The sequence below is a fragment of the Streptomyces sp. NPDC048420 genome (assembly GCF_040651535.1).
In the GTDB taxonomy this organism is placed as follows: domain Bacteria; phylum Actinomycetota; class Actinomycetes; order Streptomycetales; family Streptomycetaceae; genus Streptomyces.
The window spans coordinates 1-22,853 of record NZ_JBEZKG010000016.1 but is presented as its reverse complement, the minus strand read 5'-3'; the positions used below and the strand labels follow the sequence as shown (position 1 = coordinate 22,853).

Below are 22,853 nucleotides of genomic sequence, written 5' to 3'. Positions count from 1 at the left end.
GGGGTTCCCACCCCACGCGCACTATTTCGAGGACTTCTCGGCACCCTGCCCCGCCGGGTCGCCGAGGGACTTCGCGATCTCCATCGCCCGCGCCTTCGACGCCACACCCTCCAGCCGCAGGGTCACCTCCGGCACATCCAGGACACCCGATCCGTGCATCCACAGCAGCGTCGGCCCGGCGGTCCGCTCCTCGCGGGTGAACCGGGAGCCGTCCGCCTCCACCAGCCAGAAACTCAGCAGGTGGGGCTGCGGAAACCACAGAGCCGTGTCATTGATCCCGCCGGGGTCCGAGGAATCCCCGCTCAGCGAAAGCCACTCCGGCTGCTCCCGCACACTCTTGGTGAAGCCGATGTCCAAGCGGGCCGGATACTCGTCCAGCCGGATGACGCCCCCGCCCTCCCGCCAGCACAGACTCACCAGAGACCGCCCCTGTGGCTCGGTCGCCACCGTCACCACCTCCGGGGCGCCGAGCGCCGTCGGCACCAGTGGCTCGAACCCGGCCCGCCGCTCGGCCTGCGCGAGCGACAGCGAGCGCCCGCAGCCGGGCACCTCGGCACCCGGCGAGGGCACCGCCGACGGGTCGTACCGCACCTCGACCCCGCCGAAGTCGAACCAGTCCAGGACCGCCGCCCGGACCGGGGGAGTGAGCGCGAGGACCGCCAGCAGCCCGCACAGGGTCGCGGTCAGCGAGCGCCACCGCGCCCGTGTCCACCGCCGCACCGCCCGCAGCCGCTCGGCGGGCCCTGGCGCCTCGGCCACCGGGACCGGCAGCCGCTCGGCGAGTATCCGCTCCAGCACCCGCTCCACCATCGACTCGGACCCACCCGCACCCGGCGCGTCCAGCGAACGCCCCAGCGCCCGCAGCTCCTCCGGCAACCGGGACGCCCGCTCACGCCCGCTCCCGTCGGCGCCCTCACCGTCGTAGGACTCACTCACGCTCTTCACCCCCTTCCCGAGGCTCGGCACCCGGCAGCAGCTTCTCCAGCTTGCGCAGGGCACGGTTCAGCCGGGACTTCACCGTCCCGCGAGGCCAGCCCAGCGCCTGGGCCGTCTCGGACTCGTCCATCTCCAGCAGATAGCGGTAGGTGACGACCAGACGGTGCTCCTCGCTCAGCTTCTCCAGCGCGGACCGCAGCGCGGTGCGGCGCTCTATCTCCACGGCCGCCACCGCCGGGTCCGCCGACTCCGGTATCAGCGGCTCGGCCTCCGCGAAGGCCGCCTCACGGCCCGCGAGCGTGCGCTGGCGCGCGGCCGTCCGCACTGTGTTCCTCGTCTCATTGGCCACGATCGACAGAAGCCACGGCTTGAACGCCGAGCCCTCCTTGAAGCGACCCAGCGCGCAGTAGGCCTTGACGAAGGCCTGCTGCACCACGTCCTCCGCGTCCGCCCCCGCCCCGAGCACGGCGGCCGCCCGCAGCGCGATGCCCGTATGGGCCCGCACCAGCTCCGCGTACGCCTCCGGGTCTCCGGCGCGTACGCGTGCGATCACCGCGGCCTCATCGACGATGCGGCCCCCCTCCCGCGTCCTCACACGATTGGTACACCGCCCGAACCGAATCGGTTCCCACCCGTGGCACATCTGTTTCCGACTGGTTCCGGATCGGCCCCCGACACCTGAGAGAATGGTGAACATGGCCTCTGATCGACCCCGCGTGCTCTCCGGAATCCAGCCCACCGCAGGCTCGTTCCACCTCGGCAACTACCTCGGCGCCGTCCGCCAGTGGGTGGCTCTGCAGGAGTCCCACGACGCGTTCTACATGGTCGTCGACCTGCACGCGATCACGGTTCCGCAGGACCCGAAGGAGCTCACGGCCAACACCCGCCTGGCCGCCGCCCAGCTCCTCGCCGCCGGTCTCGACCCGGAGCGCTGCACGCTCTTCGTCCAGAGCCACGTCCCCGAGCACGCGCAGCTCGCCTGGGTCATGAACTGCCTCACCGGCTTCGGCGAGGCCTCCCGCATGACCCAGTTCAAGGACAAGTCCGCCCGCCAGGGCGCCGACACCGCGAGCGTCGGCCTGTTCACGTACCCGATCCTCCAGGTCGCCGACATCCTGCTCTACCAGGCCCACGAGGTCCCGGTGGGCGAGGACCAGCGGCAGCACGTCGAGCTGACCCGTGACCTCGCCACGCGCTTCAACGGCCGTTTCGGCGAGACCTTCACGATCCCGAAGCCGTACATCCTCAAGGAGACGGCGAAGATCTACGACCTCCAGGACCCGTCGATCAAGATGAGCAAGTCGGCGTCCACGCCGAAGGGCCTCATCAACCTCCTCGACGACCCGAAGGCCACCGCCAAGAAGGTCAAGAGCGCGGTCACCGACACCGACACCGTGGTCCGCTACGACGTGGTGAACAAGCCGGGCGTCAGCAACCTGCTCACCATCTACTCGACGCTCACCGGCACGAGCATCACCGAGCTGGAGCAGCAGTACGAGGGCAAGCTCTACGGCGCGCTCAAGACGGACCTCGCCGAGGTCGTCGTCGACTTCGTGACGCCCTTCCGGGAGCGCGCCCAGCAGTACCTGGACGACCCGGAGACGCTGGACTCGATCCTGGCCAAGGGCGCGGAGAAGGCCCGCGCGGTCGCCGCGGAGACCCTCTCCCAGGCCTACGAGAGGGTGGGTTTCCTGCCCGCCAAGCACTGAGTCACCGGCACCTCCCGTCGGCGCCGACCGCCGGGGCGTACCACCGCACACCAGCAACACCGGGCAGAGCGCTGCACATCACTACGCCTGCGCCTGCCCACAGCACAGCCGTGGCCGTACAGTCGATAGCCGGACGGCCGGGAACGAATCCGACAGGACGACAGGGACGAACAGGAGACGACGTGGGGACCGTAACGATCGGCGTGTCGATCGCGGTCCCGGAGCCTCACGGCAGCCTGCTCCAGGAGCGGCGCACGGGCTTCGGCGACGCCGCTGCTCACGGCATCCCCACCCATGTCACCCTGCTGCCGCCGACGGAGGTCGAGGACACCGCGCTGCCCGCCATCGAGGCGCACCTCACCGAGGTCGCCGCGGCGGGCCGGCCCTTCCCGATGAAGCTGTCCGGCACCGGCACCTTCCGGCCGCTGTCGCCGGTCGTGTACGTCCGGATCGCCGAGGGCGCCGAGGCCTGCACCTGGCTCCAGAAGCAGGTCCGTGACGCCTCCGGGCCGGTGGCGCGGGAACTGCAGTTCCCGTACCACCCGCACGTCACGGTGGCGCACGGCATCGACGAGGCCGCCATGGACCGCGCCTTCGGGGAACTCGCCGGGTTCGAGGCCGCGTGGCCGTGCACCGGGTTCGCGCTGTACGAGCAGGGCGCCGACGGGGTGTGGCGCAAGCTGCGCGAGTTCACCTTCGGCGGGTCCGTGGTGCCGCCTCAGGCGGGGTATGTGGAGCGCGGGTCGATCCCGGCGGGTTAGCTCCGCCGGTGGGGCGGCGAGGGGGTGCCGCGCTATGCCGTCTGGCGTGTGCCGCGCCGTTGTGGCTGGTCGCGCCCACGCGGCGGAGCCGCATATCGACACAGCCCCGCGCCCCTGAGGGCGTTCCCCGGACCACCGCTACAGCGGCAGGCGTCGGAACAGCGACCGAGGCGCGTGTCGGAGAGCGGACATCACGAACCGTAGTGCTCCGGGCACCCATACCGTCTCTGACCTGCGCCGCAGGCCCAGCTCGATCGCCGTCGCCACGGCCTCCGGGGTCGTCGCCAGGGGTGATTCCTCCAGACCGGCCGTCATCCTTGATCGCACGAACCCGGGGCGTACGACCATGACGTGCACGCCTGTGCCGTACAGGGCGTCGCCCAGCCCCTGGGTGAAGGCGTCGAGGCCGGCCTTGCTGGAGCCGTAGATGAAGTTGGCGCGGCGGGCGCGTTCACCGGCGACGGAGGAGAGCACGACCAGCGAGCCGTGGCCCTGGGCCTGCAACGCGCGCGCGGAGACGAGTCCGGCCGAGACGGCACCCGTGTAGTTGGTCTGCGCGACCCGTACCGCCGCGACCGGCTCGCGCTCGTCGTGCGCCTGGTCGCCGAGGATCCCGAAGGCGAGCAGCACCATGTCGATGTCGCCCTCCGCGAAGACCTTGCCGAGCACGGCCTCGTGGGACCCGGGGTCCAGCGCGTCGAAGGCGACGGTGTGGACCTCCGCGCCCAGGGAGCGCAGCTCCGCCGCGGCCGTCTCCAGGGCCGGGGAGGGGCGGCCCGCCAGCCACACGGCGCGGGTGCGGCGGACGATGAGGCGGCGGGCGGCGGCCAGCGCGATCTCGGACGTGCCGCCGAGGACGAGCAGGGACTGAGGGATGCCGAAGGCGTCCTTCACGAGCAGCTCCTTGGGAGGGCCTAGAGGGTGAGACGGCGGGACAGGTCAGAGGTGAACACCCCGCGCGGGTCAAGTTCCGCGCGCAGTGCCCGGAAGTCGTCGAGACGCGGGTACATCGCGGCGAGCAGCTCCGGCCGCAGGCGGGAGTCCTTGGCGAGGTAGACGCGCCCGCCGGCTGTGGCGACCTCCTCGTCCAGTACGTCGAGGAGACCGCCGAGGCCGGGCAGTCCCGCCGGGATGTCCAGGGCCAGGGTCCAGCCCGGCACCGGGAAGGAGAGCCACCCCGGGTCGGCGTCCCCGAACCGCTTGAGCACGGCGAGGAAGGACGGGCACCGGTGTCCGGAGACGCGCCGCACGATCCGGCGCAGGGCCTCCTCCTGGCCGTGTCCGACGACGAACTGGTACTGCACGAACCCGCCGCGGCCGTAGATCCGGTTCCAGTGGGGCACGCTGTCCAGGGGGTGGAAGAAGGTCGAGATCCTCTGGAGCTGACCGGTACGCGCGCGGGGCGCTTTCCGGTACCAGAACTCGTTGAACAGCCCCACCGTGGCGCGGTTGAGGAGTCCCTCGGGAAGGTGGGCGGGCGGGGCCGGGAAGCGCGAGGTCCGGAAGGCCAGCGGGTCCCTACGCGCACGCGTGCCTCTCCCGAGCGCCTTCAGCGCGCCTGACGGTCCCAGCACCCTGAGTGCCCCTGACGGCCCCAGCGCCCTCAGCGCGTCCGACGGCTCCAGCCCCCGCCACGCCCCCGCGGTCTCCAGCGCCTCCAGCGGCGCGTGGTTCCCCCGCGTCAGCACCGCCCTTCCCATCCCCGCCCCGCGCGCCAGCAGGTCGATCCACGCGACCGAGTAGCGGTAGCCGTGATCGGTCGCGGTCAGACGGGCCATCAGGTCGTCGAGGTCACGCGCGCGTTCCGTGTCCACCGACATCAGCGCGGTCTCGACCGGCAGCAGCTGGACCGTCGCGGTGAGGATGATCCCGGTCAGACCCATGCCGCCGGTGGTCGCGTCGAACAGGGGCGTGCCGCGGCCCACGGTGCGGATCTCGCCGTCGGCCGTGAGGAGTTCGAAGGACAGCACATGGCGGGAGAAGGAGCCGGACATGTGATGGTTCTTGCCGTGGACGTCGGCGCTGATCGCGCCGCCCACGGTGACCTGGCGGGTCCCGGGCGTCACCGGCACGAACCAGCCGAGCGGCAGCAGCAGTTCCATGAGCCGGTGCAGGGAGACGCCCGCGTCGCACAGCACGGTGCCGCCGTCGGCGTCGATCGCGTGGACACGGTCCAGGCCCGTCATGTCGAACACCGCCCCGCCGGCGTTCTGCGCCGCGTCCCCGTATGCCCGCCCCAGGCCCCTCGGGATCCCGCCGCGGGCCCCGCAGTCACGGACGGCGGCCACGGCCTCCTCGTAGCTCCGTGGGCGGATCTGACGGGCCGCGGTGGGAGCGGTGCGGCCCCACCCCGTGACGGGAACGGTGTCGGCGGACATGCCGGTGACCGTATCGCCGCTCTGTGGGCGATCGGTTTTGAAACATCCCGACTCTCCCCGAAATGGGTGATTAATGGGATGTCGCTCAATATTGCCGGAACTCCGGCCGCGGTGACGTGAACAGTGAGTCCCCATGGATCGCACGCACCCCACGGATCGCATGGATTGCCTGGATCACCGGATGCTCTCGGCGCTCCGGGCCCACGGCGGCGACCCGCGCGTGGCCGGCGCCGCGCGTGCCCTGTCCCGGGCCGGTGAGCACGGGGCACTGTGGATCGCGGCAGGGGTGGCCGGGGCCGCCGTGGACGGCACGCGACGCGGCGCCTGGTTGCGCGGTACGGCGCTCACCGCGGGCGCGCACCTCGTCAGCATGGGAGTGAAAAGGGTGGTGCGGCGCCCCCGCCCGGCGCATGTCGAGCCTCTGGTGCGGACGGCGGGCCGGCACTCCTTCCCCAGCTCCCACGCGACCTCCGCCGCGGCCGCCGCCGTCGCCTACGGCACGCTCGGCGCGAGCCTGATCGCGCCGCTCGCCGCCGCGATGTGCGTCTCCCGCCTCGTGGTCGGCGTCCACTACCCGTCGGACGTCGTGGCGGGCGCCGCCCTGGGAGTCCTCACGGCGCGCCTCGGATCGCGCTGGATGACCGGAGGGCCAGCGAGGCCGGTTGGAGCAACTGGAGCGGCTGGAGCGGCCGTCCAGGCCACCCCGCACGACAGGCGCCGCGCGTGACGGAAACAGCGCCCCTCGCCAAGGGCACCCGCCCCGCACTCCTCGAACATTGCACACCCCGACGCCCCACCTCGCCGCCTCGGCCCCGCACCCTCGCCACCCTCCTCCAGGGTCTCCTCAGGACGGCCCGCCCCAGACAGTGGGTCAAGAACGTCCTGGTCGTCGCCGCCCCCGCCGCCGCGGGCCGGCTCCTCGCCCCGCACGCCCTCGCCCAACTCGTCCTCGCCTTCGCCCTCTTCACCGCCTGCGCCGCCGCCGTCTACCTGATCAACGACGCACGGGACGTCGAGGCCGACCGCGCCCACCCCGCCAAACGCCACCGCCCGGTCGCCGCCGGACAGGTCCCGGTCCCGGTGGCGTACGCCGTCGGCGGCGCCCTCGCCGTCCTCGCGCCGCTGCTCGCGGCCTGGCTGACCTCACCCCCGGTGGCGGCCCTCCTCGCGGCCTACATCGGCATGCAACTGGCCTACTGCACGGTCCTCAAGCACGTCCTCGTCGTCGACCTCGCGATCGTCACGACCGGCTTCATGATGCGGGCCGCGGCGGGCGGCCTGGCGCTCGGCATCCCGCTCTCGCGCTGGTTCCTGATCACGACCGGGTTCGGCGCGCTGTTCATGGTGGCGGCCAAGCGCTACTCGGAGGCGGTGCAGATGGCCGGGACAGCGGGCGCCACGCGCGCGTTGCTCACCGAGTACACCACCGGCTATCTGCGCTTCGTCTGGCAGCTCGCGGCCGGGGTCGCCGTGCTCGGCTACTGCCTGTGGGCCCTGGAGGACGGCAACGGCCCGCACACCGGCCTGTTGCCCTGGCGGCAGCTGTCCGTGGTCGCCTTCGTCCTGGCGATCCTGCGGTACGCCGTCTTCGCCGATCGCGGCACGGCGGGTGAGCCCGAGGACGTCGTCCTGCGCGACCGCGCCCTCGCCCTCATCGCCCTGACCTGGCTCGCGATCTACGGGCTGGCGGTGGCCAAGTGGTAGCCGAAGACGGCGAACCCGTCAGCGTGGGTGGCCAAGTGGTAGCCGGAGACCGCGAACCCGTCGGCACGCCGTGCGCCGGCACACCGCTTTTCCGGGGTACCCGCACATCGGTCGTCCGCACGGAGGGCAAGATCCGATCATGGACTGGCTGAAGAAACTCCCCGTCGTCGGGCCCCTCTGGGTACGCCTGACGGCCACGCACGCGTGGCGGTCGTACGAACGACTGGACCGGGTGAAGTGGACCCGGCTGGCCGCGGCGATGACGTTCACCAGCTTCGTCGCACTGTTCCCGCTGCTGACCGTGGCCGCCGCGATCGCCGCCGCCACCCTCAGCACGAAGCAGCAGAACGACCTCCAGGACAAGATCGCCGACCAGGTGCCCGGCATCTCCGACCAGCTGAACATCGGCGACCTGGTGCAGAACGCCGGCACCGTCGGCCTCATCGCCGCGGCCGCACTGCTGTTCACCGGCATCGGCTGGGCCGGCTCGATGCGCGAATGCCTGCGCGCGGTGTGGGAGATGCCCGACGAGGACGAGAACGCGATCCTGCGCAAGGGCAAGGACCTGGGCATCCTGGTCGGGCTCGGCGGCGCGGTCCTGGTCACGCTCGCCATCTCCACCGTCGCCTCCGCGCTGGTCGACTGGATCGGCGGGGAACTGGGCCTCCAGGAGGGTGGCGCCGGCCGGGTGCTGCTGCGGATCGCCGCGTTCGCCATCGCCGTACTGGCCGACTTCCTGCTCCTGCTGTACGTCCTGACCCTGCTGCCGGGCGTCGAACCGACGCGCCGCCGGCTGTCCGTCGCAGCGCTGACCGGCGCGGTCGGCTTCGAACTGCTGAAGCTGTTGCTGAGCGGCTATATGCAGGGCGTGGCGACGAAGAGCATGTACGGCGCGTTCGGCGTGCCCGTCGCCCTGCTGCTGTGGATCAACTTCACGGCGAAACTGGTGCTGTTCTGCGCCGCCTGGACGGCGACGGGCAGCAAGGAGCAGGAGCTCACGGACGCGACGAGCGACGACGTACCAGATCCGGCAGCGGCCAGCGGCGGTTGACCAGGAACGCGGCGCCCGCGAGCAGCACCAGCAGCCCGCCGGTGATCGCCAGGGCGGTCTCCATGCCCCTGGAGTCGCCGTCCGCCGTGGCGGACGCCACGGGCTTCGCCGAGCTCCCCGAGCCCGCGGAGTCCCCGGAGCCGCCCCCGGCCTGCCCGGCCTCGCCGGAGGCCCCCGGCTGGGCGCTGGACTGCGCGGCGCCCTTGGGCGGCACCAGCTCACCCACCGGCTGCACCTTGCCGGCCGCCTTGAAGCCCCAGTCGAAGAGCTGCGCGGTCTCCTTGTAGACCTCGTTGTGCTCTTCCTTCGACGGGTGCATGACGGTGACGAGCAGCACCCTGCCATTGCGCTCGGCGACACCGGTGAAGGTGGAACCGGCGTTGGTGGTGTTGCCGTTCTTCACACCTGCAATGCCCGGGTACTGCGAGATGTCGTAGTCACCGCTCAGCAGTCGGTTGGTGTTCTGGATCTCGAAGGGCTTGCGGACGGTCTTGCCCTTCTTGTCCTTCTTCGTCTCGCCGGGGAACTTGGCGGTGACCGTCGAGCAGTACTCGCGGAAGTCCTTCTTCTGCAGGCCGGAGCGGGCGAACAGGGTCAGGTCGTAGGCGGAGGAGACCTGGCCGGGGGCGTCGTAGCCGTCGGGGCTGACCACATGCGTGTCGAGGGCCTGGAGCTCCTCGGCGTGCTCGTTCATCTCCGCGACGGTCTTGGCGACGCCCTTGTTCATCGCCGACAGGACGTGCACGGCGTCGTTGCCGGAGCGAAGGAAAACACCCAGCCACAGATCGTGGACCGTGTACGTCTCGCCCTCCTTTATCCCGACCAGGCTGGAGCCGGCGCCCATGCCCGCGAGATCGGAGGGGACGACCTTGTGCTTCTCGGTCTTGGGGAACTTCGGCAGCACGGTGTCCGCGAAGAGCATCTTGAGGGTGCTCGCCGGGGGCAGCCGCCAGTGCGCGTTGTGCGAGGCGAGCACATCGCCGGACTCGGCGTCGGTGACGATCCAGGACCGCGCGGTGATGTCCTTCGGCAGTACCGGGACCCCGCTGGCGAGATTGACCTGGGTGCCCGCCTGGCCGAGCCGGGCGCCGCCCACGGTCGACATGCTCGCCGGGGGAGTGGCGGAGGGGCTGGTGCTCGGCGACGGACCGCTCGGCGACGGGCTGGGGGCCGCGAGGGCGGGGGGCGCGGTCAGCGCGAGGGACGACAGGACGGCGGCGGAGGTGACCAGCAGGGATCGCCCGGCGGTCTTCTTCAGGGGAGCGGACACGCTCAGGAACGTACATGGCGCGGAGGGTGAAGTCCCACCGCCCTCGCCACCCCGGGCTCCGAACCGGACAGCGCCCCGCGATACTGGACCCATGAAGCTCAGCCGCCCCGTCTCCTGGTTCCTGCTCGCCTTCGGGGTGTGGAGCTGGATCATCTGGATCACTTTCGTCAAGAACCTCGTCAAGGACGCCAGCGGGCTCGCGTTCGATGACGCGGGCGACCCGACGGGCTATTTCTGGGTGCACCTGCTGCTGGCTGTCGTCTCCTTCGTACTGGGGACGGTCGTCGGCGGCATCGGGTTGCGTGGAGTGCGCGCACTGCGCCGGAACTCACAGCCCACCCCGGAGAGTTAACACAGCGTGATCATCGTCTTCGCACTGCTCGCCCTGGCCGTCCTCGTCACGGCCAACTGGTACCTGTGGCGCCGCCTGTTCCGCGACACCACCAGCGGCCCCGGGTGGGCCCGCCGGGTGGGCGCGGTGGCCATCGGCGGCGGCTGGGTGCTGGCGGTGGCCGCCCTGGTCGCGGAGCGCTCCGGCGCCCCTTTCTGGCTCCAGCGCGTGCTCGCGTGGCCCGGCTTCCTGTGGCTGGCGCTGTCGATCTACCTGCTGTTCGGGGTCATGGCGGGAGAGGTCGTACGGCCCCTGCTGCGACGTTTCCTCGAACGCCGGGCCGGGCGCGGGGAGCCGGCCGTGGCCGCAGTACCGCATCCGGAGCGGGTGCCGGCGGGAGTGCCGGCCGAGCAGCCGCAGGAGGCCGACGGAGCGGCCGCGAGCCCGCCCGAGGGACCGCGTGAGGCCGCACCGGGGCCCCTGGCGCCGCAGGAGGAGCCCGGGCCGACCACCCTGGCCGCCGCTCCCTCCCGCCGCCTGTTCGTCTCCCGGGTCGTCGCCGGAGCCGCCGCAGCGGCCGCCGTGGGGACCGTCGGTTACGGCACCTACGGGGTTCTGCGCGGGCCGAGGGTCAAGCGGGTCACCGTGCCGCTGGCGAAGCTCCCGCGCGCGGCGCAGGGCTACCGGATCGCGGTGGTCAGCGACATCCATCTGAGCCCGGTCCTCGGGCGAGGCTTCGCCCAGAAGGTCGTCGACACCATCAACTCCACCCAGCCCGACCTGATCGCGGTCGTCGGCGACCTGGTCGACGGCAGCGTGAAGGACCTCGGCCCGGCGGCCGCCCCCCTCGCGCAGCTCCGGGCACGCCACGGCTCGTTCTTCGTCACCGGCAACCACGAGTACTTCTCCGGCGCCGAGCAGTGGGTCGATGAGGTACGGCGGCTCGGACTGCGCCCGCTGGAGAACGACCGTACGGAACTCGCCTGGTTCGACCTCGCCGGTGTCAACGACATCGCGGGCGAGAGCGAGGGCCAGGGCCCCGACTTCGCCAAGGCCCTCGGCGACCGGGACACGGCACGCGCGTGTGTGCTCCTCGCCCACCAGCCGGTCCAGATCCACGACGCGGTCGACCACGGCGTCGACCTCCAGCTCTCCGGCCACACCCACGGCGGCCAGCTCTGGCCCGGCAACCTCCTCGCGGAGGCGGCCAACCCGACCGTCGCCGGCCTGGAGCGCTACGGCGACACCCAGCTCTACGTCAGCCGCGGCGCCGGCGCCTGGGGCCCGCCCACGCGCGTGGGAGCTCCGTCGGACATCACGGTCATCGAACTGGCCTCGAGACAGGCCTGAACAGCGGCCCGCGCCGAGCGAGTCGCACGGCGGCGCCCTCCGTGTCGTACGGCTGTGCACGGCGCGCGAGTCGGCGTACGTTGACGCGAGACGGCCCTGCTGGCGCCACCCGGGGAAGGGCTCGCCGCATGGTCTCCGACGCGTCCGTCCTGCGCCTCGCACGCAGCAGGCCGGTTCTGTTCGCACTGTTCGAGACGCTGCTCACCGGTGGCTGCGCGCTGTTCTGGTACGCGGTCGCGGGCTGTATCTGGAGAACGCGGCTCACGACCCCTGGGACCCCGACCACCCGCCCGCGCGGCCGTTCTTCCTCCTCGCCTGCGCGACGGCGCTCTCCCTGCCGGTCACCTGGCTGCTGAGAGGCGTTCCGGTCCCGTGGCTGCGGCGGATCGTGGATCGGGTGATCATGGTGCGGGCCGTCGCGTCGATCACGGTGTGTGCCGGGGTGTTCGGTTACGTGATGACCCATTGACCATCGGCCGGAGACCCTGTGCGAGGTCTGTGAAACCTGGCCGAAACTCCTTGCGGTAACGTCTTGCCCAACTCGACAAATCCCTCTTCCCCCAGGTGAAACACCTGTGATTAGGTGATCCGCGCCACTAGGGGGTGGCATGTGCACTGGGGCCCGTAGGGGTCCGGGGAGGGCAAACCGATGCGGTCGGTTCGCATGCGGATTCTCGCGACGCTGCTCGTACTGGGCGTGGTGGGGGTCGGCGGCTGGCAGTTGCTTCCGTCCGACGCGGGCGCCGGAGCGACGATCAAGGTGGGGACTACGGACGAGGTCACCTCACTCGATCCGGCCGGCGCCTATGACGCCGGTTCCTGGGCGCTGTTCAACAACGTTTTCCAGTCACTGCTGGCCTTCGAGCCGGGCAGCGCCACACCCGTGCCCGACGCGGCCGAGAGCTGTGGCTTCAAGGGCAGCGATCTGCGCACCTACAGCTGTGTGCTGCGCGAGGGGATCAAGTTCCCGAGCGGCCGCGAGATGACCGCCGAGGACGTCAAGTACTCCTTCGACCGGGTCAAGAAGATCAACTCCGACGTCGGCCCGGCCAGCCTTCTGGACACCCTCAAGTCCGTCGACGCCAGCGGCCGGACCGTCACCTTCAAGCTGTCCTCACCGGACGCCACCTTCCCGTTCAAGGTGGCCACGGGCGCCGGCGCCATCGTGGACCGCACCAAGTACCCGGCCGACTCCCTGCGTAAGGACAACGGAGTCGACGGCACCGGTCCGTACGAGCTGCAGGCGTATACGAAGGAGAAGAAGGCGGTCCTCGCGCCCAACAGCGACTACAAGGGCGAGATCAAGGGCACCGGCCGCTCGGTCGAACTCGAGTACTACAGCGACTCGGCCAAGCTGAACGACGCCTGGAAGGCGAAGCGGGTCGACGTCGCCTACCGCCAGTTGCCGCCGAAGGTCCTCGCCGACCTGAACCCGAGCGACCCCGGCCAGCGTGTCTCCGAGGCCGACAGCTCCGAGGTCCGCAACCTCTACCTCAACACCCGCGCGGGCGAGCCGCTGCATGATGTCAAGGTGCGCCAGGCCATGGCCTGGCTGATCAACCGCGAGCAGCTGGCCGCCTCGGTGTACGAGGGGACCGTCGACCCGCTGTACTCGCTGATCCCGACCGGCATCACCGGCCACACCACCTCGTTCTTCGACACCTACTCGGAGCCGAGCGTCAAGAAGGCACGCGCCCTGCTCACCGAGGCCGGGGTGAGCACCCCGGTCAGCTTCACCTACGGCTACGGACTCAACAGCGGCTCCGCCGCCGCGGAGGCCAAGGAGCTCAAGAAGCAGCTGGAGGCGAGCGGCCTGTTCAAGGTGACGCTCAAGGGCTACGAGTGGACCGACTTCCAGAAGCGCTGGGCCACCGGGAAGCTGGACGCCTACGCGGTCGGCTGGGTGGCGGACTACCCCGACCCGGACACCTACGGTTCCCCGCTGATCGGCACCGGCGGCACCATGAACACCGGCTACAGCAGCCACGAGGTCGACCATCTGATTCAGGACAGTCAGCGGTACGCCGACCGCGGCGAGGCCGAGCAGGACTTCCGTGACCTCCAGGAGGACATCGCCCGCGATGTCCCGGTCATCCCGCTGTGGCAGGCCAAGGACTACGTCGTGACCAGCGAGGACGTCGGCGGCGGCCAGTACCTCTCGGACGGTACCGGGGTCTTCCGGCTCTGGCGCCTCAACTGGATCTGATCCCGATGCGTTCGCGCCGTATCTGACGCATTTCCATGGAACTGACATTCGCCCGAGTGACGCCGGGCAGCCACTCAACGCAGCACCATGTGACGGAGGTGCGCGCGGGGTGAGGAGCAAACGTGTTGAGACGCAACTCCTTCCGGCTGCCCCGGCATCCGGCTTCCGTCGGTCTCGCCCGGCGCCGGGTCCGGGATCATCTGGCCGACTGGGGGCACGGGCCGGACGATCCGGCCCTGAGTGACGCCGTTCTGCTGGTGTCGGAGCTGGCCACCAACGTGGTGCGCCACGGGCCGCTCCTCGAGCGGGAGTTCGAGGTCGCGGTGACCGCCCTCGCCGACGGCTCCTGTCTCATAGAGGTCTCCGACGAGGGCCGGCTCGAACCCCGGCTGCGGGTGGTCGGCGAGTGGGAGGAGACCGGGCGGGGGCTGCACCTGGTGGAGAACATCGCCGCCGCGTGGGGGGTGTGGAGCCGGGGCCGGCACGGCAAGACCGTGTGGGCTCTGGTGATGGCCAACTGAGCTGATCTGTCAGTGACTTGGCGATCGTGCAGGGCGTGATCCGGGCCCCGCCCGTGACGGCGCCTCGCAGCGCCGGGCACCGACGGAGGGCGCCGACCGGGACACACGGCGCCAAGGCCGCCGAACCGCCCGGAGTCACGTCCCGTAGGACCGCCGGGAGCCGGGCTCTGTAGGACTGCCAGGGCCCCATCCCGTAGGACCACCGGGAGGAGCCAGGCTCCGCAGGACCGCCGGGGCCGGGCTCCGTAGGACCGCCGGGGCCGGGCTCCGTAGGACCGCCGGGAGCCGGGCTCCGCAGGACCGCCGTGGCCCCGTCCCGCAGGACCGCCGGGAGTCGGGCTCTGTAGGACTGCCGGGGCCGGGCTCTGTAGGACTGCCGGGAGCCGGGCTCCGTAGGACCGCCGGGGCCCCACCCCCGTAGGACCACCCGGAGGAGCCAGGCTCCGTAGAACCGCCGTGGCCCCACCCCGCAGGACCGCCGGGAGCCCCCGGCCCCGCAGGACCTCCCGGCGCACACGGCCGCAATGGCGACCCGGATCACGCCCGCAGCCCGCCCGGACCCGCGCCCGGCGCCAGGACGGTACCCCCGCCCGGTGTCAGGACGGTACCCCCGCCCGGCCCGGCAGCGTGACCGTCACGGCCAGCCCTTCGCCCGGCGCCGTGCGGACCGCCACCTCGCCGCCGTGGGCCCGGATCACGCCCTGCACGATCGCCAGGCCCAGACCGCTGCCCGCGCCACCGCCGGTCCGGAAGAACCGGTCGAAGACCCGAGCCGCGTCGTCCGCGGGCAGCCCCGGCCCCTCGTCCGCGACACACAGCCGTACGACCCCGTCCGCGCGCTCCACCCCCAGCCGCACCGGCACGTCGGCGGGAGTGTGCGTGCGGACGTTGCCCACCAGGTTGCCCAGGACCTGTCTGAGCCCCGACTCGTCGGCCCGGACGAGCAGCGAGCCCTCGGCGGCCACCTCCACGGGCCGGTCCGGCTGCTGCACCCGCAGATCCTCGGCCGCCTCCCGCACCAGGCGGCTCAGGTCGACGTTCCTGAACCGCAGTTCGGGCTGCTGGTCGAGACGGGCGAGGGTGAGCAGTTCGTCCACGAGCCGCCCCATACGGTCGGTCTCCGCGAGGACCCGCCCCCAGGCCCGCTTTCGCTCGTCCGGGTCGGACAGCATGCCCTTGTCGTACAGCTGGAGATAGCCGCGTATCGCCGACAGCGGGGTGCGCAGTTCGTGCGAGGCGTCGGCGACGAAGCTGCGCAGCTGGGCCGCGCTGCGCTCGCGCGTGCGGTACGCCGACTCGACCTGGTGGAGCATGGTGTTGAGGGCGACCCGCAGCTGCTCGACCTCCAGGGTGGCCTCGCGGCTGGAGGGCACACGCCGGGTCAGGTCCCCCTCGGCGATCGCCGACGAGGTCTCCACCATGTCCTCCAGCGGCCGCATCCGGCGCCGGACGCTGAACATCGTGAGACAGGCCAGCAGGGCCAGGAGCAGGCTGCCGATGGCGAGGTCGAGCTTGACGGCCTTGGCGACGCCCTGGTGCAGGACGTCGGTGGGCGCGGCCATCAGCGCGTAGCTGCCGTCGCCGAGCCGGGCCGCCGTGGCCCGGTAGGGAGAGCCGCCCAGGGTGAGGTCGTGCGGCTCGGAGTCGGCGGCGAGCGCGCCCGGGTCGCCGGCCGCCTTCGCGAGCGCCCGCTGGGTCCCGGTCGGCGCGAAACCGAGGATCTCGACCGGCTCGCCACGCTGGTCCACCGCGGCGAAGACGGTCTCCGTCGTGCGGTCGTCCTGGTCCTCGTCCCGGTCCTCCGGCACCAGCCTGTCGCGGACGAAGCTCATGGCGCTCAGCGAGTCGATCTGGCGCAGCGTGAGCTGCGAGCCGCCCAGGGAGTCCCGGTTCTTGATGAGCTCGGTGTCGATCTGGTCGAGCAGGTAGTACCGCATGCCCATCACGCTCACGGCGGTCGCCGCGACGATGCCGATCGCGAGCAGCGCCACATTGGCCAGCGTCAGCTTGCCGCGCAGCGAGTGGATGCCGTGGGCGGGGCGGAACTTCATGCGAGCCCGTATCCGACACCCCGCCGGGTGGTGATCACCGGCGGTCCCAGGGCGTCCAGCTTGCGCCGCAGATAGCTGATGTAGGTCTCCACGACGGTCGACTCGGGCGGGGTGTGCTCGTACTGCCAGACATGGCGCAGGAGTTGCTCCTTGGGCACGATCCGGCCGCCGTTGCGCACCAGGAACCGCAGCAGGGCGTACTCGGTCGGGGTGAGCTGGACCGTGCGGCCGTCGCGGTGCACCGAGTAGGTCGTCTCGTCCAGTTCCAGGTCGCCGTATCTCAGGGGCGGGCGCTGCGGCAGGACGTCGGCCGGGCGGGTGCGGCGCAGGACCGCGGTGATCCGCGCGACGACCTCGTCGATGTTGAACGGCTTGGTGATGTAGTCGTCGCCGAAGCCGAGGGCGCCGACGATCTCGGCGGGGGAGTCCCGCGCGGTGAGGAAGACGAGGGCCAGCTCCGGTCGCCGCTCGCGCAGTTCGCGGGCGAGGGCGCGGCCGTCGCCGTCGGGCAGCATGACGTCGAGCAGGGCCGCGTCCGGGCAGGTGCGCCCGGCGAGCGCGAGCGCCTCGCGGACGGTGCCGGCGACCATCACCTCGAACCGGTGGAAGCGCAGGGCGATGGCGAGCACGTCGGCGATGCTCTCCTCGTCCTCCACCACCAGCACGGTGCCCTGATGCGCGGCCTTCTCCCCAGCCGTTCCCCCAGTCATGTCCTCAGTATCGGCCGGGCCACTGACAGTCGGGCCGGTTCGCGCTTTGGAGTTCCTTGAGAGTCATGGGCCTCTCGTGTCCACGCGCGCGTGCCGCCCCGATCCTGTTGCCCAGGACCTGGGGGACCAACCGACCGACCTACTGAGGAGAGATGAGCGTGGCGGCATTGGCACGCTGGTGCTACCGGCACCGGCTGGTGGTCCTGTTGCTGTGGGTGGGGGCGTTGTTCGGTCTTGGCTTCTCGGCCTCGACGGCGGGCACGAACTACGCGAACGTGTTCTCCCTCCCCGACACGGACTCCAAGAGCGCGTACGACCTGATGGAGAAGGCCTTCCCGAACACCTCGGGCGACACCGACACGGTGGTCTGGAAGGTCGACGACGGCTCGGTGCGCGACCAGGCGGTCCGGGACCGGATCCGGCCCGCCCTCGACGAGATCGCGAAGATGCCGGGCGTCGGGGCGGTGACCAGTCCCTACGGCGCCCAGGGGGCCGCGCAGATCAGCCAGGACGGCACGATCGCGTACGCCCAGGTGACCTTCGTCAAGCGCGCGAACGAGGTGCCCAAGGGACTCGTCGAGGACGTCGTCGACACCGCGCACGGGGCCGAGCGGGCCGGTCTGCAGGTGGAACTGGGCGGCCAGGCGATCCAGCGCGTGCAGGAGCCGCCGCAGGGGCTGTCGGAGACGGTCGGCATCGTCGCGGCGGCGGTCGTGCTGTTCCTGGCGTTCGGCTCGTTCTTCGCGATGATGCTGCCGATCGCGATCGCCGTCTTCGGCGTGGGCATGGGCCTGTTCGCCACCCAGCTGCTCAGCCACACCACCGACGTACCCGACATCGCCCCGCTGCTCGCCTCCTTGATCGGCCTCGGCGTCGGAATCGACTACGCGCTGTTCATCGTCACCCGGCACCGACGCGGCATCCTGCGGGGCCTGGACCCCGAGGAGTCGGCGGTCACCGCCCTCAACACCTCGGGCCGGGCGGTGCTGTTCGCGGGCGGCACGGTCTGCATCGCGCTCGCCGGCATGCTGGTGACGCGCCTGCGTTTCCTGGACGGCGTGGTCATCGGCACGTCCCTGACCGTGGTGCTGAGCGTCCTGGCCGCCACGACCCTCCTGCCGGCCCTGCTCGGCTTTCTCGGCCCGCGCGTGCTCAGCCGCCGCCAGCGGCGCAGGCTGGCCGACCAGGGGCCCGAGCCGGAGCACGCCAGTGGTCTCGCCGCCCGCTGGTCGACGGGCGTCCAGAAGCGCCCCCGCAGGACCGCCGCGCTCGCCCTGGTCTTCATGGCCGTCCTGGCCGTTCCGGTGCTGTCGCTCCGCCTCGGCGCCACCGACCAGGGCAACGACGACTCCTCGACGACCACCAGGAAGGCGTACGACCTGCTCGCCGAGGGCTTCGGTCCCGGTTTCAACGGCCCGCTCCAGGTGGTCACCGAGGGCGGCGGGACGAGCACCCTGGTCAAGGGCCTCCAGGACACGCCGGGCGTCGCGCGGGTCGCCGCGCTGCCGCCCGCGCGGGGCGTGACGGTGATCCAGGTCGTGCCGACGACGTCACCACAGTCCGTGGCGACGGACCGGCTCATCGACCGGCTGCGGGACGACGTCATCCCCGCGGCCGGGGCACAGGCCCACGTCGGCGGGGTCACGGCCGTCTCGAAGGACTTCGCGTCCGTCACGGGCGACCGCCTGCCGCTGTTCATCGCGACGATCATCGGACTCGGCTTCCTGCTCCTGCTGGTCGCCTTCCGCTCCCTGGTGGTGCCGCTGACGGCCGCCCTCATGAACCTGATCGCCGCCGCGGCCTCCTTCGGCGTCCTGGTCGCGATCTTCCAGTGGGGATGGGGCCTGGAACTGCTCGGTCTCGGCAAGGAGGGCCCGATCAACGCCTTCCTGCCGGTCATCATGCTGTCCCTGCTCTTCGGGCTCTCGATGGACTACCAGGTCTTCCTGGTGAGCCGTATGCACGAGGAGTGGGTGCACACCCGCGACAACGCGCGCGCGGTACGCGTCGGCCTCGCGGAGACCAGCCGGGTCATCAACTCCGCCGCCCTGATCATGGTCTGCGTGTTCATGGCCTTCGTCCTCAGCGGCGACTCGGGCGCGGCCATGGCGGGCGTGGGACTCGCGGCCGCCGTCGCCCTGGACGCCTTCGTCCTGCGCACGGCCCTGGTGCCGGCCGCGATGCATCTGCTCGGCAACTCCAACTGGTGGCTGCCCGGGTGGCTGGAGAAGCGGCTGCCGCACCTCGCGGTGGAACCGGGGGAAGAGGCGGCGGTTCCGGTGGCCGAGGTCCGCGCGGACGGCGGCCCGGCCTCGGCCGTCCACGGCTTCGTCCGTACGACGGAGGGGGACCCGGTGGAGGGCGCGGCCGTCACACTGCTGTCGGCCGGGGGCCGGCAACTGGACCGTGTCGTGTCGCTGGCCGACGGCTCGTACATCGTCTCGGTCCCGGCGCCGGGGACGTATCTGCTGGCCGCCACGGCCGCGTCGTACGGCTCGCGCGCGCGGCACGTCGTCGTGGGGCAGGGCCCGCTGGTGTACGACGTGGAGCTCGCCGAGGGTGAGGTGGACGCCGTCAACTGACGTGGCTACGGCTTCCTGCCGGGGTCCGGCATCACCTTCGTCATCCCCGGCAGGAAGTCCGTGAACAGCTCGTGCACCTCCCGTACGAGCGGCCGCAGCACCCGGAACCGGGCCAGCGTCACGCCCCGCGCGGTGAGCCGCGCCCCCCGCTCGGCGAGCCGGTAACTCCGCTCCCGGCCCTCCGTGCGGTCGAAGATCCAGTACAGGACGAGCCCCATCTGGGAGAGCCACATCAACTCGGGCAGGATGTCCCGCAGTTCGTCGGGCACCTTGGTCCTCGTCGCGCCCCGCAGCACCTTCCGGTGCACCGAGATCGCCTCCACGCGCGCGTGCTCCGACTCGGGTGAGAAGGGGCTGAGCGGGCTGTCGGGATCGGCGGCGTTCTTGAAGAACTGCACCGCGAACTCGTGGTACGGCTGCGCGATGTCCAGCCAGACCTTCAGCACGCCCGCGAGCCGCGCCTCCAGGTCGCTCTCCCGGGCCAGCACCTCCCGGACCGCCACCTGGTGCTCGGCGGCGATCCGGTCGTAGAAGCCCTGGATCAGGTGCTCCTTGCCCGCGAAGTAGTAGTAGGCGTTGCCGACGGAGACTCCGGCCTCCTGCGCGATGGCACGCATGGTGGTCTTGTCGTACCCCCGCTCCTGGAACAGCCGCATGGCCGTCTCCAGGATCAGCGCGCGAGTCTGCTCGGACTTGGTGGACGGCGCGGAGCCCTCTTCGGGGCCTTCGTTCTTGGCGGGCACAACAGGAGAGCCTAGCCAGTGGCGCAGGTGCCGTTGTCGCACCCCGGTGGGGTGCGGGTCCAGCCCAGACTCGGGTCGTACGACCATCCGTCCGCCCGTCGGTACACCCGCCCGCCCCGTCCCGGGCCCCCAGGAAGCGTCCCGCCCCACTGCGCCCCGCGCCACTTCGCCGCGGCGAGCACGGCCCCCCTGGCGAGGCGAGCACCCGACGGTGTGCTGAGCCGATGCGCGAGTCCCCTGTGCTCGCGCAGCGCCCACAGTGTGACGATCCAAGCGGCCGTGGAGCGGTAGACCTGCCCGGAGTCGCCGACCACGGTGATCTCTTCGAGTGTGGCGCGGTGATCGAGCCCGGGGAACCGCCGCCTGGCCTCCTCCGAGGCAGCCGGTACCAGTTCCAGAGGCACCAACTGCGGCTGCCGTACGAGCCAGTCGCGAAGGAAGGCGCACAGCGAGCACTCGGCGTCGTACAGGACGGTGAGCCGGCGGACCGGGGTGCGGTCCGCCGCGGTGACCGTGCTCACGCCCGGACCCAGTCCTGCGGTGCGACCGGCGGTACCTGCTCCCGCTCCATGGCGCCCCGTCGGCGGATCTTGTTGAGGACGTAGACGTTGGCCAGGTGCATCACGCCGAGCACCAGCAGTACGACGCCCAGCTTGGTCGACAGGGCCTCGAAGATGCCGCGCGTGTCCTCGATCGTCCCGTCGCCGCTGAGGTACAGGGCGACGAAGCCGAGGTTCACCAGGTAGAAGCCGACCACCAGGAGGTGGTTGACGGCCTCGGCGAGCTTCTCGTTGCCGCGCAGTACGTCGGCGAGGAAGATCCGCCCGTTCCTGCTGAGCGTGCGGGCGACCCAGACGGTCAGCCCGATGCTGACGACGAGGTAGATGACGTAGGCGACGACCGTGCGGTCCATGCGCCTCCCCCTTCTTGAACGCGTTCAAAACGCTGACAGGGGAGACTCTAGACCTGCTTTTGAACGTGTTCAACTCGCTTGCGGAGAGGTCTGCGTCACGTCCGCGCGGAGTGCCTCAGGCTCGGCGCCCGAGCTCCGGGCGCTTCGTGTAGTCGGTGAACCCGAGGACGTTGCCCCATGGGTCGGCGACCTCGACGGTCCAGCCCGTGGCCACGGAGAAGGGCTCGTCGAGCAGGTCGACGCCGGCCGTGCGCAGCTCCCGGGCGGCAGTCCTGGCGTCCGGCACCTCCAGCCACACGCGCGTGGCGGGCCACGGCGGCGGTCGGTGTCCCAGGGCCTCCTCCTGCCGGAGCAGGATCCCGGGCGTCTCGCCGCCCACCTTCAGCAGGGCGATCCCGGCCTCGTCGAGCCGGAAGCCCACCGTGAAGCCCGCGCGCTCGTAGAAGGAGACGGCCTCGCCGAGGTTCCCGACGGGCAGCAGTACGTTGTCGAATCCGAGCAGTTCGTACGACTGGTCATCTGACATGTCGTCAGATTAAGCCGGGGGTGACGGAACGGGCTTCTGCGACGCGGTGTCGTCGGGCATGATGACCGGGCGCATTGTCTTCTTTTCGCGGGTCCGCCCGCTTCGGTCCCCAGGAGCAGTCCCCCTTGAGCGAGCATCAGGGCCACGAGCACCACGGCCACGGACATCATGGCCACGAACATCACGGCTATCAGCCGCAAGACGAGCAGCAGGCAAGCCAGCAGGGCCCCGACCAGCAGGGATATCAGCAGGGATATCAACAGCAGGGGTATCCGCCCCCGGGCTACCCGCCTCCCGGCTACCCTCCGCCGGGCTACTTCCCGCCGCCGGGGACGTACACCGGAGACCCCAACGCCCCCTACGGCTACGACCCGTACGGGCGCCCGTACTCCGACAAGTCGAAGGTCATCGCGGGCATCCTGCAGCTCACCCTCGGCGGCTTCGGCGTCGGACGCTTCTACCTCGGCAACGTCGGGATGGGGCTCGCACAGCTCTTCACCTGCGGTGGGCTCGGCATCTGGTCCCTGGTCGACGGCATCCTCCTGCTCACCGGGAACGACCACACCGATGAACATGGCCGGATCCTCCGGAGCTAGGGCGGAGACGGCCGGGGCCGAGCCTTCCGCGTCCGTGCGGCGCTCCCCGCTCCGTCACCCCGCGGCGGCGCCCTCGGCGGTCCTCGCCGCGGGAGCCCTCGGTGCCGGGTACCTCTACCGCACCGACCCGCACGAGCCCGGCCACGTCCTGCCGCAGTGTCCGTTCCGGATGCTCACCGGCCTGCTCTGCCCGGCCTGCGGCGGCACCCGCATGGTGTACGACCTGATGCACGGCCACTTCATCGAGGCCTGGCTGGACAACCGCGCCCTGCTGCTCGCCTCGCCGTACGCCCTGGCCCTGCTGGGCCGTTGGGCATGGGAGGGGCTGCGCGGCCGCCGCTGGCGCCCCACGCTGAGTCCCCGGGCCCAGGTGGCCGTCCTGGCGGTCGCCGTCGCCTGGACAGTGGCCCGCAACATCGTCTAGGGCCTGTCCGGCGGATCATGCCGGCGGCGCGGGGTCTGGCACGCGCATCTGCCGCGTTGTCGTCACTCGCCGACGCTCCGCGTCGACTCCC

Annotated in this window: 23 protein-coding genes; 12 read left to right on the top strand and 11 right to left on the bottom strand. The window is 71.4% G+C overall.

All coding sequences use genetic code 11. The features are described 5' to 3' along the window. Positions 1–21: 21 nt before the first annotated feature. Together AB0D34_RS28970 and AB0D34_RS28965 are read right to left on the bottom strand one after the other, a co-directional pair. Complete coding sequence (locus AB0D34_RS28970) at positions 22–936, bottom strand: hypothetical protein (RefSeq protein ID WP_362666459.1); 915 nt, start codon at positions 934–936, stop codon at positions 22–24. Further along, positions 929–1,531, bottom strand: coding sequence for a sigma-70 family RNA polymerase sigma factor (locus AB0D34_RS28965; RefSeq protein ID WP_362666456.1), 603 nt, complete (start codon positions 1,529–1,531; stop codon positions 929–931). The genes AB0D34_RS28970 and AB0D34_RS28965 overlap by 8 nt, the downstream gene beginning before the upstream one ends. Positions 1,532–1,631: 100 nt before the next feature. Here AB0D34_RS28965 and trpS point away from each other — a divergent pair, with 100 nt between their 5' ends. Together trpS and AB0D34_RS28955 are read left to right on the top strand one after the other, a co-directional pair. Further along, a complete protein-coding gene (trpS, locus tag AB0D34_RS28960) occupies positions 1,632–2,645 on the top strand; it encodes a tryptophan--tRNA ligase (RefSeq protein WP_362666454.1) in 1,014 nt (337 codons plus the stop codon). A 182-nt stretch (positions 2,646–2,827) separates the two neighbouring features. Beyond that, a complete protein-coding gene (locus tag AB0D34_RS28955; protein WP_362666452.1) occupies positions 2,828–3,406 on the top strand; it encodes a 2'-5' RNA ligase family protein in 579 nt (192 codons plus the stop codon). A gap of 138 nt (positions 3,407–3,544) precedes the next feature. Here AB0D34_RS28955 and AB0D34_RS28950 read toward each other — a convergent pair whose 3' ends face one another. Next, the gene (locus AB0D34_RS28950; RefSeq protein ID WP_362666449.1) at positions 3,545–4,300 is read right to left on the bottom strand and encodes a decaprenylphospho-beta-D-erythro-pentofuranosid-2-ulose 2-reductase; all 756 of its coding nucleotides are present in this window, start codon (positions 4,298–4,300) and stop codon (positions 3,545–3,547) included. 20 nt (positions 4,301–4,320) lie between these two features. Beyond that, positions 4,321–5,784, bottom strand: a complete 1,464-nt coding sequence (locus AB0D34_RS28945) for an FAD-binding oxidoreductase (RefSeq protein ID WP_362666446.1) — start codon at positions 5,782–5,784, stop codon at positions 4,321–4,323. Between the two features lie 160 nt (positions 5,785–5,944). On the opposite strand from AB0D34_RS28945, the gene AB0D34_RS28940 reads away from it, so the two are divergent. From AB0D34_RS28940 to AB0D34_RS28930, 3 genes are all read left to right on the top strand, one after another. Continuing rightward, complete coding sequence (locus AB0D34_RS28940; RefSeq protein ID WP_362666443.1) at positions 5,945–6,511, top strand: phosphatase PAP2 family protein; 567 nt, start codon at positions 5,945–5,947, stop codon at positions 6,509–6,511. After that, positions 6,508–7,488: a decaprenyl-phosphate phosphoribosyltransferase gene (locus AB0D34_RS28935; RefSeq protein ID WP_362666441.1), complete on the top strand. Its 981-nt coding sequence runs from the start codon at positions 6,508–6,510 to the stop codon at positions 7,486–7,488. The genes AB0D34_RS28940 and AB0D34_RS28935 overlap by 4 nt, the downstream gene beginning before the upstream one ends. A 139-nt stretch (positions 7,489–7,627) precedes the next feature. Further along, positions 7,628–8,539, top strand: coding sequence for a YihY/virulence factor BrkB family protein (locus AB0D34_RS28930; RefSeq protein WP_362666439.1), 912 nt, complete (start codon positions 7,628–7,630; stop codon positions 8,537–8,539). On the opposite strand, the gene AB0D34_RS28925 is transcribed toward AB0D34_RS28930, so the two are convergent. After that, positions 8,484–9,809, bottom strand: a complete 1,326-nt coding sequence (locus AB0D34_RS28925) for a D-alanyl-D-alanine carboxypeptidase (RefSeq protein ID WP_362666437.1) — start codon at positions 9,807–9,809, stop codon at positions 8,484–8,486. The genes AB0D34_RS28930 and AB0D34_RS28925 overlap by 56 nt on opposite strands. 91 nt (positions 9,810–9,900) lie before the next feature. Here AB0D34_RS28925 and AB0D34_RS28920 point away from each other — a divergent pair, with 91 nt between their 5' ends. The 4 genes from AB0D34_RS28920 to AB0D34_RS28905 all read left to right on the top strand — a co-directional run bounded on the left by AB0D34_RS28920 (position 9,901) and on the right by AB0D34_RS28905 (position 14,217). Beyond that, positions 9,901–10,161, top strand: coding sequence for a hypothetical protein (locus tag AB0D34_RS28920; RefSeq protein ID WP_362666434.1), 261 nt, complete (start codon positions 9,901–9,903; stop codon positions 10,159–10,161). A gap of 6 nt (positions 10,162–10,167) precedes the next feature. After that, positions 10,168–11,490 (top strand): metallophosphoesterase, encoded by a 1,323-nt coding sequence (locus tag AB0D34_RS28915; protein WP_362666432.1) that lies wholly within the window; start codon positions 10,168–10,170, stop codon positions 11,488–11,490. A gap of 649 nt (positions 11,491–12,139) precedes the next feature. Then, a complete protein-coding gene (locus tag AB0D34_RS28910) occupies positions 12,140–13,696 on the top strand; it encodes an ABC transporter substrate-binding protein (protein ID WP_362666430.1) in 1,557 nt (518 codons plus the stop codon). A 122-nt stretch (positions 13,697–13,818) separates the two neighbouring features. Further along, positions 13,819–14,217 carry an ATP-binding protein gene (locus tag AB0D34_RS28905; RefSeq protein ID WP_362666428.1) on the top strand — a complete coding sequence of 133 codons (399 nt, stop codon included), beginning with the start codon at positions 13,819–13,821 and terminating at the stop codon, positions 14,215–14,217. Positions 14,218–14,813: 596 nt separating this feature from the next. Here AB0D34_RS28905 and AB0D34_RS28900 read toward each other — a convergent pair. Beyond that, positions 14,814–16,268, bottom strand: a complete 1,455-nt coding sequence (locus tag AB0D34_RS28900; RefSeq protein ID WP_362666426.1) for a HAMP domain-containing sensor histidine kinase — start codon at positions 16,266–16,268, stop codon at positions 14,814–14,816. Further along, positions 16,265–16,978, bottom strand: coding sequence for a response regulator transcription factor (locus tag AB0D34_RS28895; RefSeq protein WP_362666424.1), 714 nt, complete (start codon positions 16,976–16,978; stop codon positions 16,265–16,267). The genes AB0D34_RS28900 and AB0D34_RS28895 overlap by 4 nt, the downstream gene beginning before the upstream one ends. Before the next feature lie 167 nt (positions 16,979–17,145). On the opposite strand from AB0D34_RS28895, the gene AB0D34_RS28890 reads away from it, so the two are divergent. After that, entirely contained in the window at positions 17,146–19,560 is a 2,415-nt protein-coding gene (locus AB0D34_RS28890; protein WP_362666798.1) for an MMPL family transporter, read from the top strand. 5 nt (positions 19,561–19,565) lie between these two features. On the opposite strand, the gene AB0D34_RS28885 is transcribed toward AB0D34_RS28890, so the two are convergent. The 4 genes from AB0D34_RS28885 to AB0D34_RS28870 form a co-directional block, all read right to left on the bottom strand. After that, on the bottom strand, positions 19,566–20,303 hold the full coding sequence (locus AB0D34_RS28885; RefSeq protein ID WP_362666422.1) for a TetR family transcriptional regulator: 738 nt from the start codon (positions 20,301–20,303) through the stop codon (positions 19,566–19,568). Between the two features lie 11 nt (positions 20,304–20,314). Beyond that, positions 20,315–20,824, bottom strand: a complete 510-nt coding sequence (locus tag AB0D34_RS28880; RefSeq protein WP_362666419.1) for a DCC1-like thiol-disulfide oxidoreductase family protein — start codon at positions 20,822–20,824, stop codon at positions 20,315–20,317. Further along, positions 20,821–21,216: a hypothetical protein gene (locus tag AB0D34_RS28875; protein ID WP_362666417.1), complete on the bottom strand. Its 396-nt coding sequence runs from the start codon at positions 21,214–21,216 to the stop codon at positions 20,821–20,823. Before AB0D34_RS28875 ends, AB0D34_RS28880 begins: the two co-directional genes overlap by 4 nt. A gap of 115 nt (positions 21,217–21,331) precedes the next feature. Further along, positions 21,332–21,742: a VOC family protein gene (locus AB0D34_RS28870; RefSeq protein ID WP_362666415.1), complete on the bottom strand. Its 411-nt coding sequence runs from the start codon at positions 21,740–21,742 to the stop codon at positions 21,332–21,334. 125 nt (positions 21,743–21,867) lie between these two features. Between AB0D34_RS28870 and AB0D34_RS28865 the strand changes: the two genes are divergently transcribed. After that, complete coding sequence (locus tag AB0D34_RS28865) at positions 21,868–22,338, top strand: TM2 domain-containing protein (protein WP_362666412.1); 471 nt, start codon at positions 21,868–21,870, stop codon at positions 22,336–22,338. Beyond that, complete coding sequence (locus AB0D34_RS28860) at positions 22,316–22,762, top strand: DUF2752 domain-containing protein (RefSeq protein WP_362666409.1); 447 nt, start codon at positions 22,316–22,318, stop codon at positions 22,760–22,762. The genes AB0D34_RS28865 and AB0D34_RS28860 overlap by 23 nt, the downstream gene beginning before the upstream one ends. Positions 22,763–22,853 lie beyond the last annotated feature (91 nt).

Excerpts from the sequence above, each read along its gene's own strand:
- AB0D34_RS28930 (WP_362666439.1), top strand. The coding sequence starts at position 7,628 with ATGGACTGGCTGAAGAAACTCCCCGTCGTCGGGCCCCTCTGGGTACGC.
- AB0D34_RS28875 (WP_362666417.1), bottom strand. The coding sequence starts at position 21,216 with ATGGACCGCACGGTCGTCGCCTACGTCATCTACCTCGTCGTCAGCATC.
- AB0D34_RS28940 (WP_362666443.1), top strand. The coding sequence starts at position 5,945 with ATGGATTGCCTGGATCACCGGATGCTCTCGGCGCTCCGGGCCCACGGC.
- AB0D34_RS28920 (WP_362666434.1), top strand. The coding sequence starts at position 9,901 with ATGAAGCTCAGCCGCCCCGTCTCCTGGTTCCTGCTCGCCTTCGGGGTG.
- trpS (WP_362666454.1), top strand. The coding sequence starts at position 1,632 with ATGGCCTCTGATCGACCCCGCGTGCTCTCCGGAATCCAGCCCACCGCA.
- AB0D34_RS28860 (WP_362666409.1), top strand. The coding sequence starts at position 22,316 with ATGGCCGGATCCTCCGGAGCTAGGGCGGAGACGGCCGGGGCCGAGCCT.
- AB0D34_RS28910 (WP_362666430.1), top strand. The coding sequence starts at position 12,140 with ATGCGGTCGGTTCGCATGCGGATTCTCGCGACGCTGCTCGTACTGGGC.
- AB0D34_RS28900 (WP_362666426.1), bottom strand. The coding sequence starts at position 16,268 with ATGAAGTTCCGCCCCGCCCACGGCATCCACTCGCTGCGCGGCAAGCTG.
- AB0D34_RS28895 (WP_362666424.1), bottom strand. The coding sequence starts at position 16,978 with ATGACTGGGGGAACGGCTGGGGAGAAGGCCGCGCATCAGGGCACCGTG.
- AB0D34_RS28945 (WP_362666446.1), bottom strand. The coding sequence starts at position 5,784 with ATGTCCGCCGACACCGTTCCCGTCACGGGGTGGGGCCGCACCGCTCCC.
- AB0D34_RS28870 (WP_362666415.1), bottom strand. The coding sequence starts at position 21,742 with ATGTCAGATGACCAGTCGTACGAACTGCTCGGATTCGACAACGTACTG.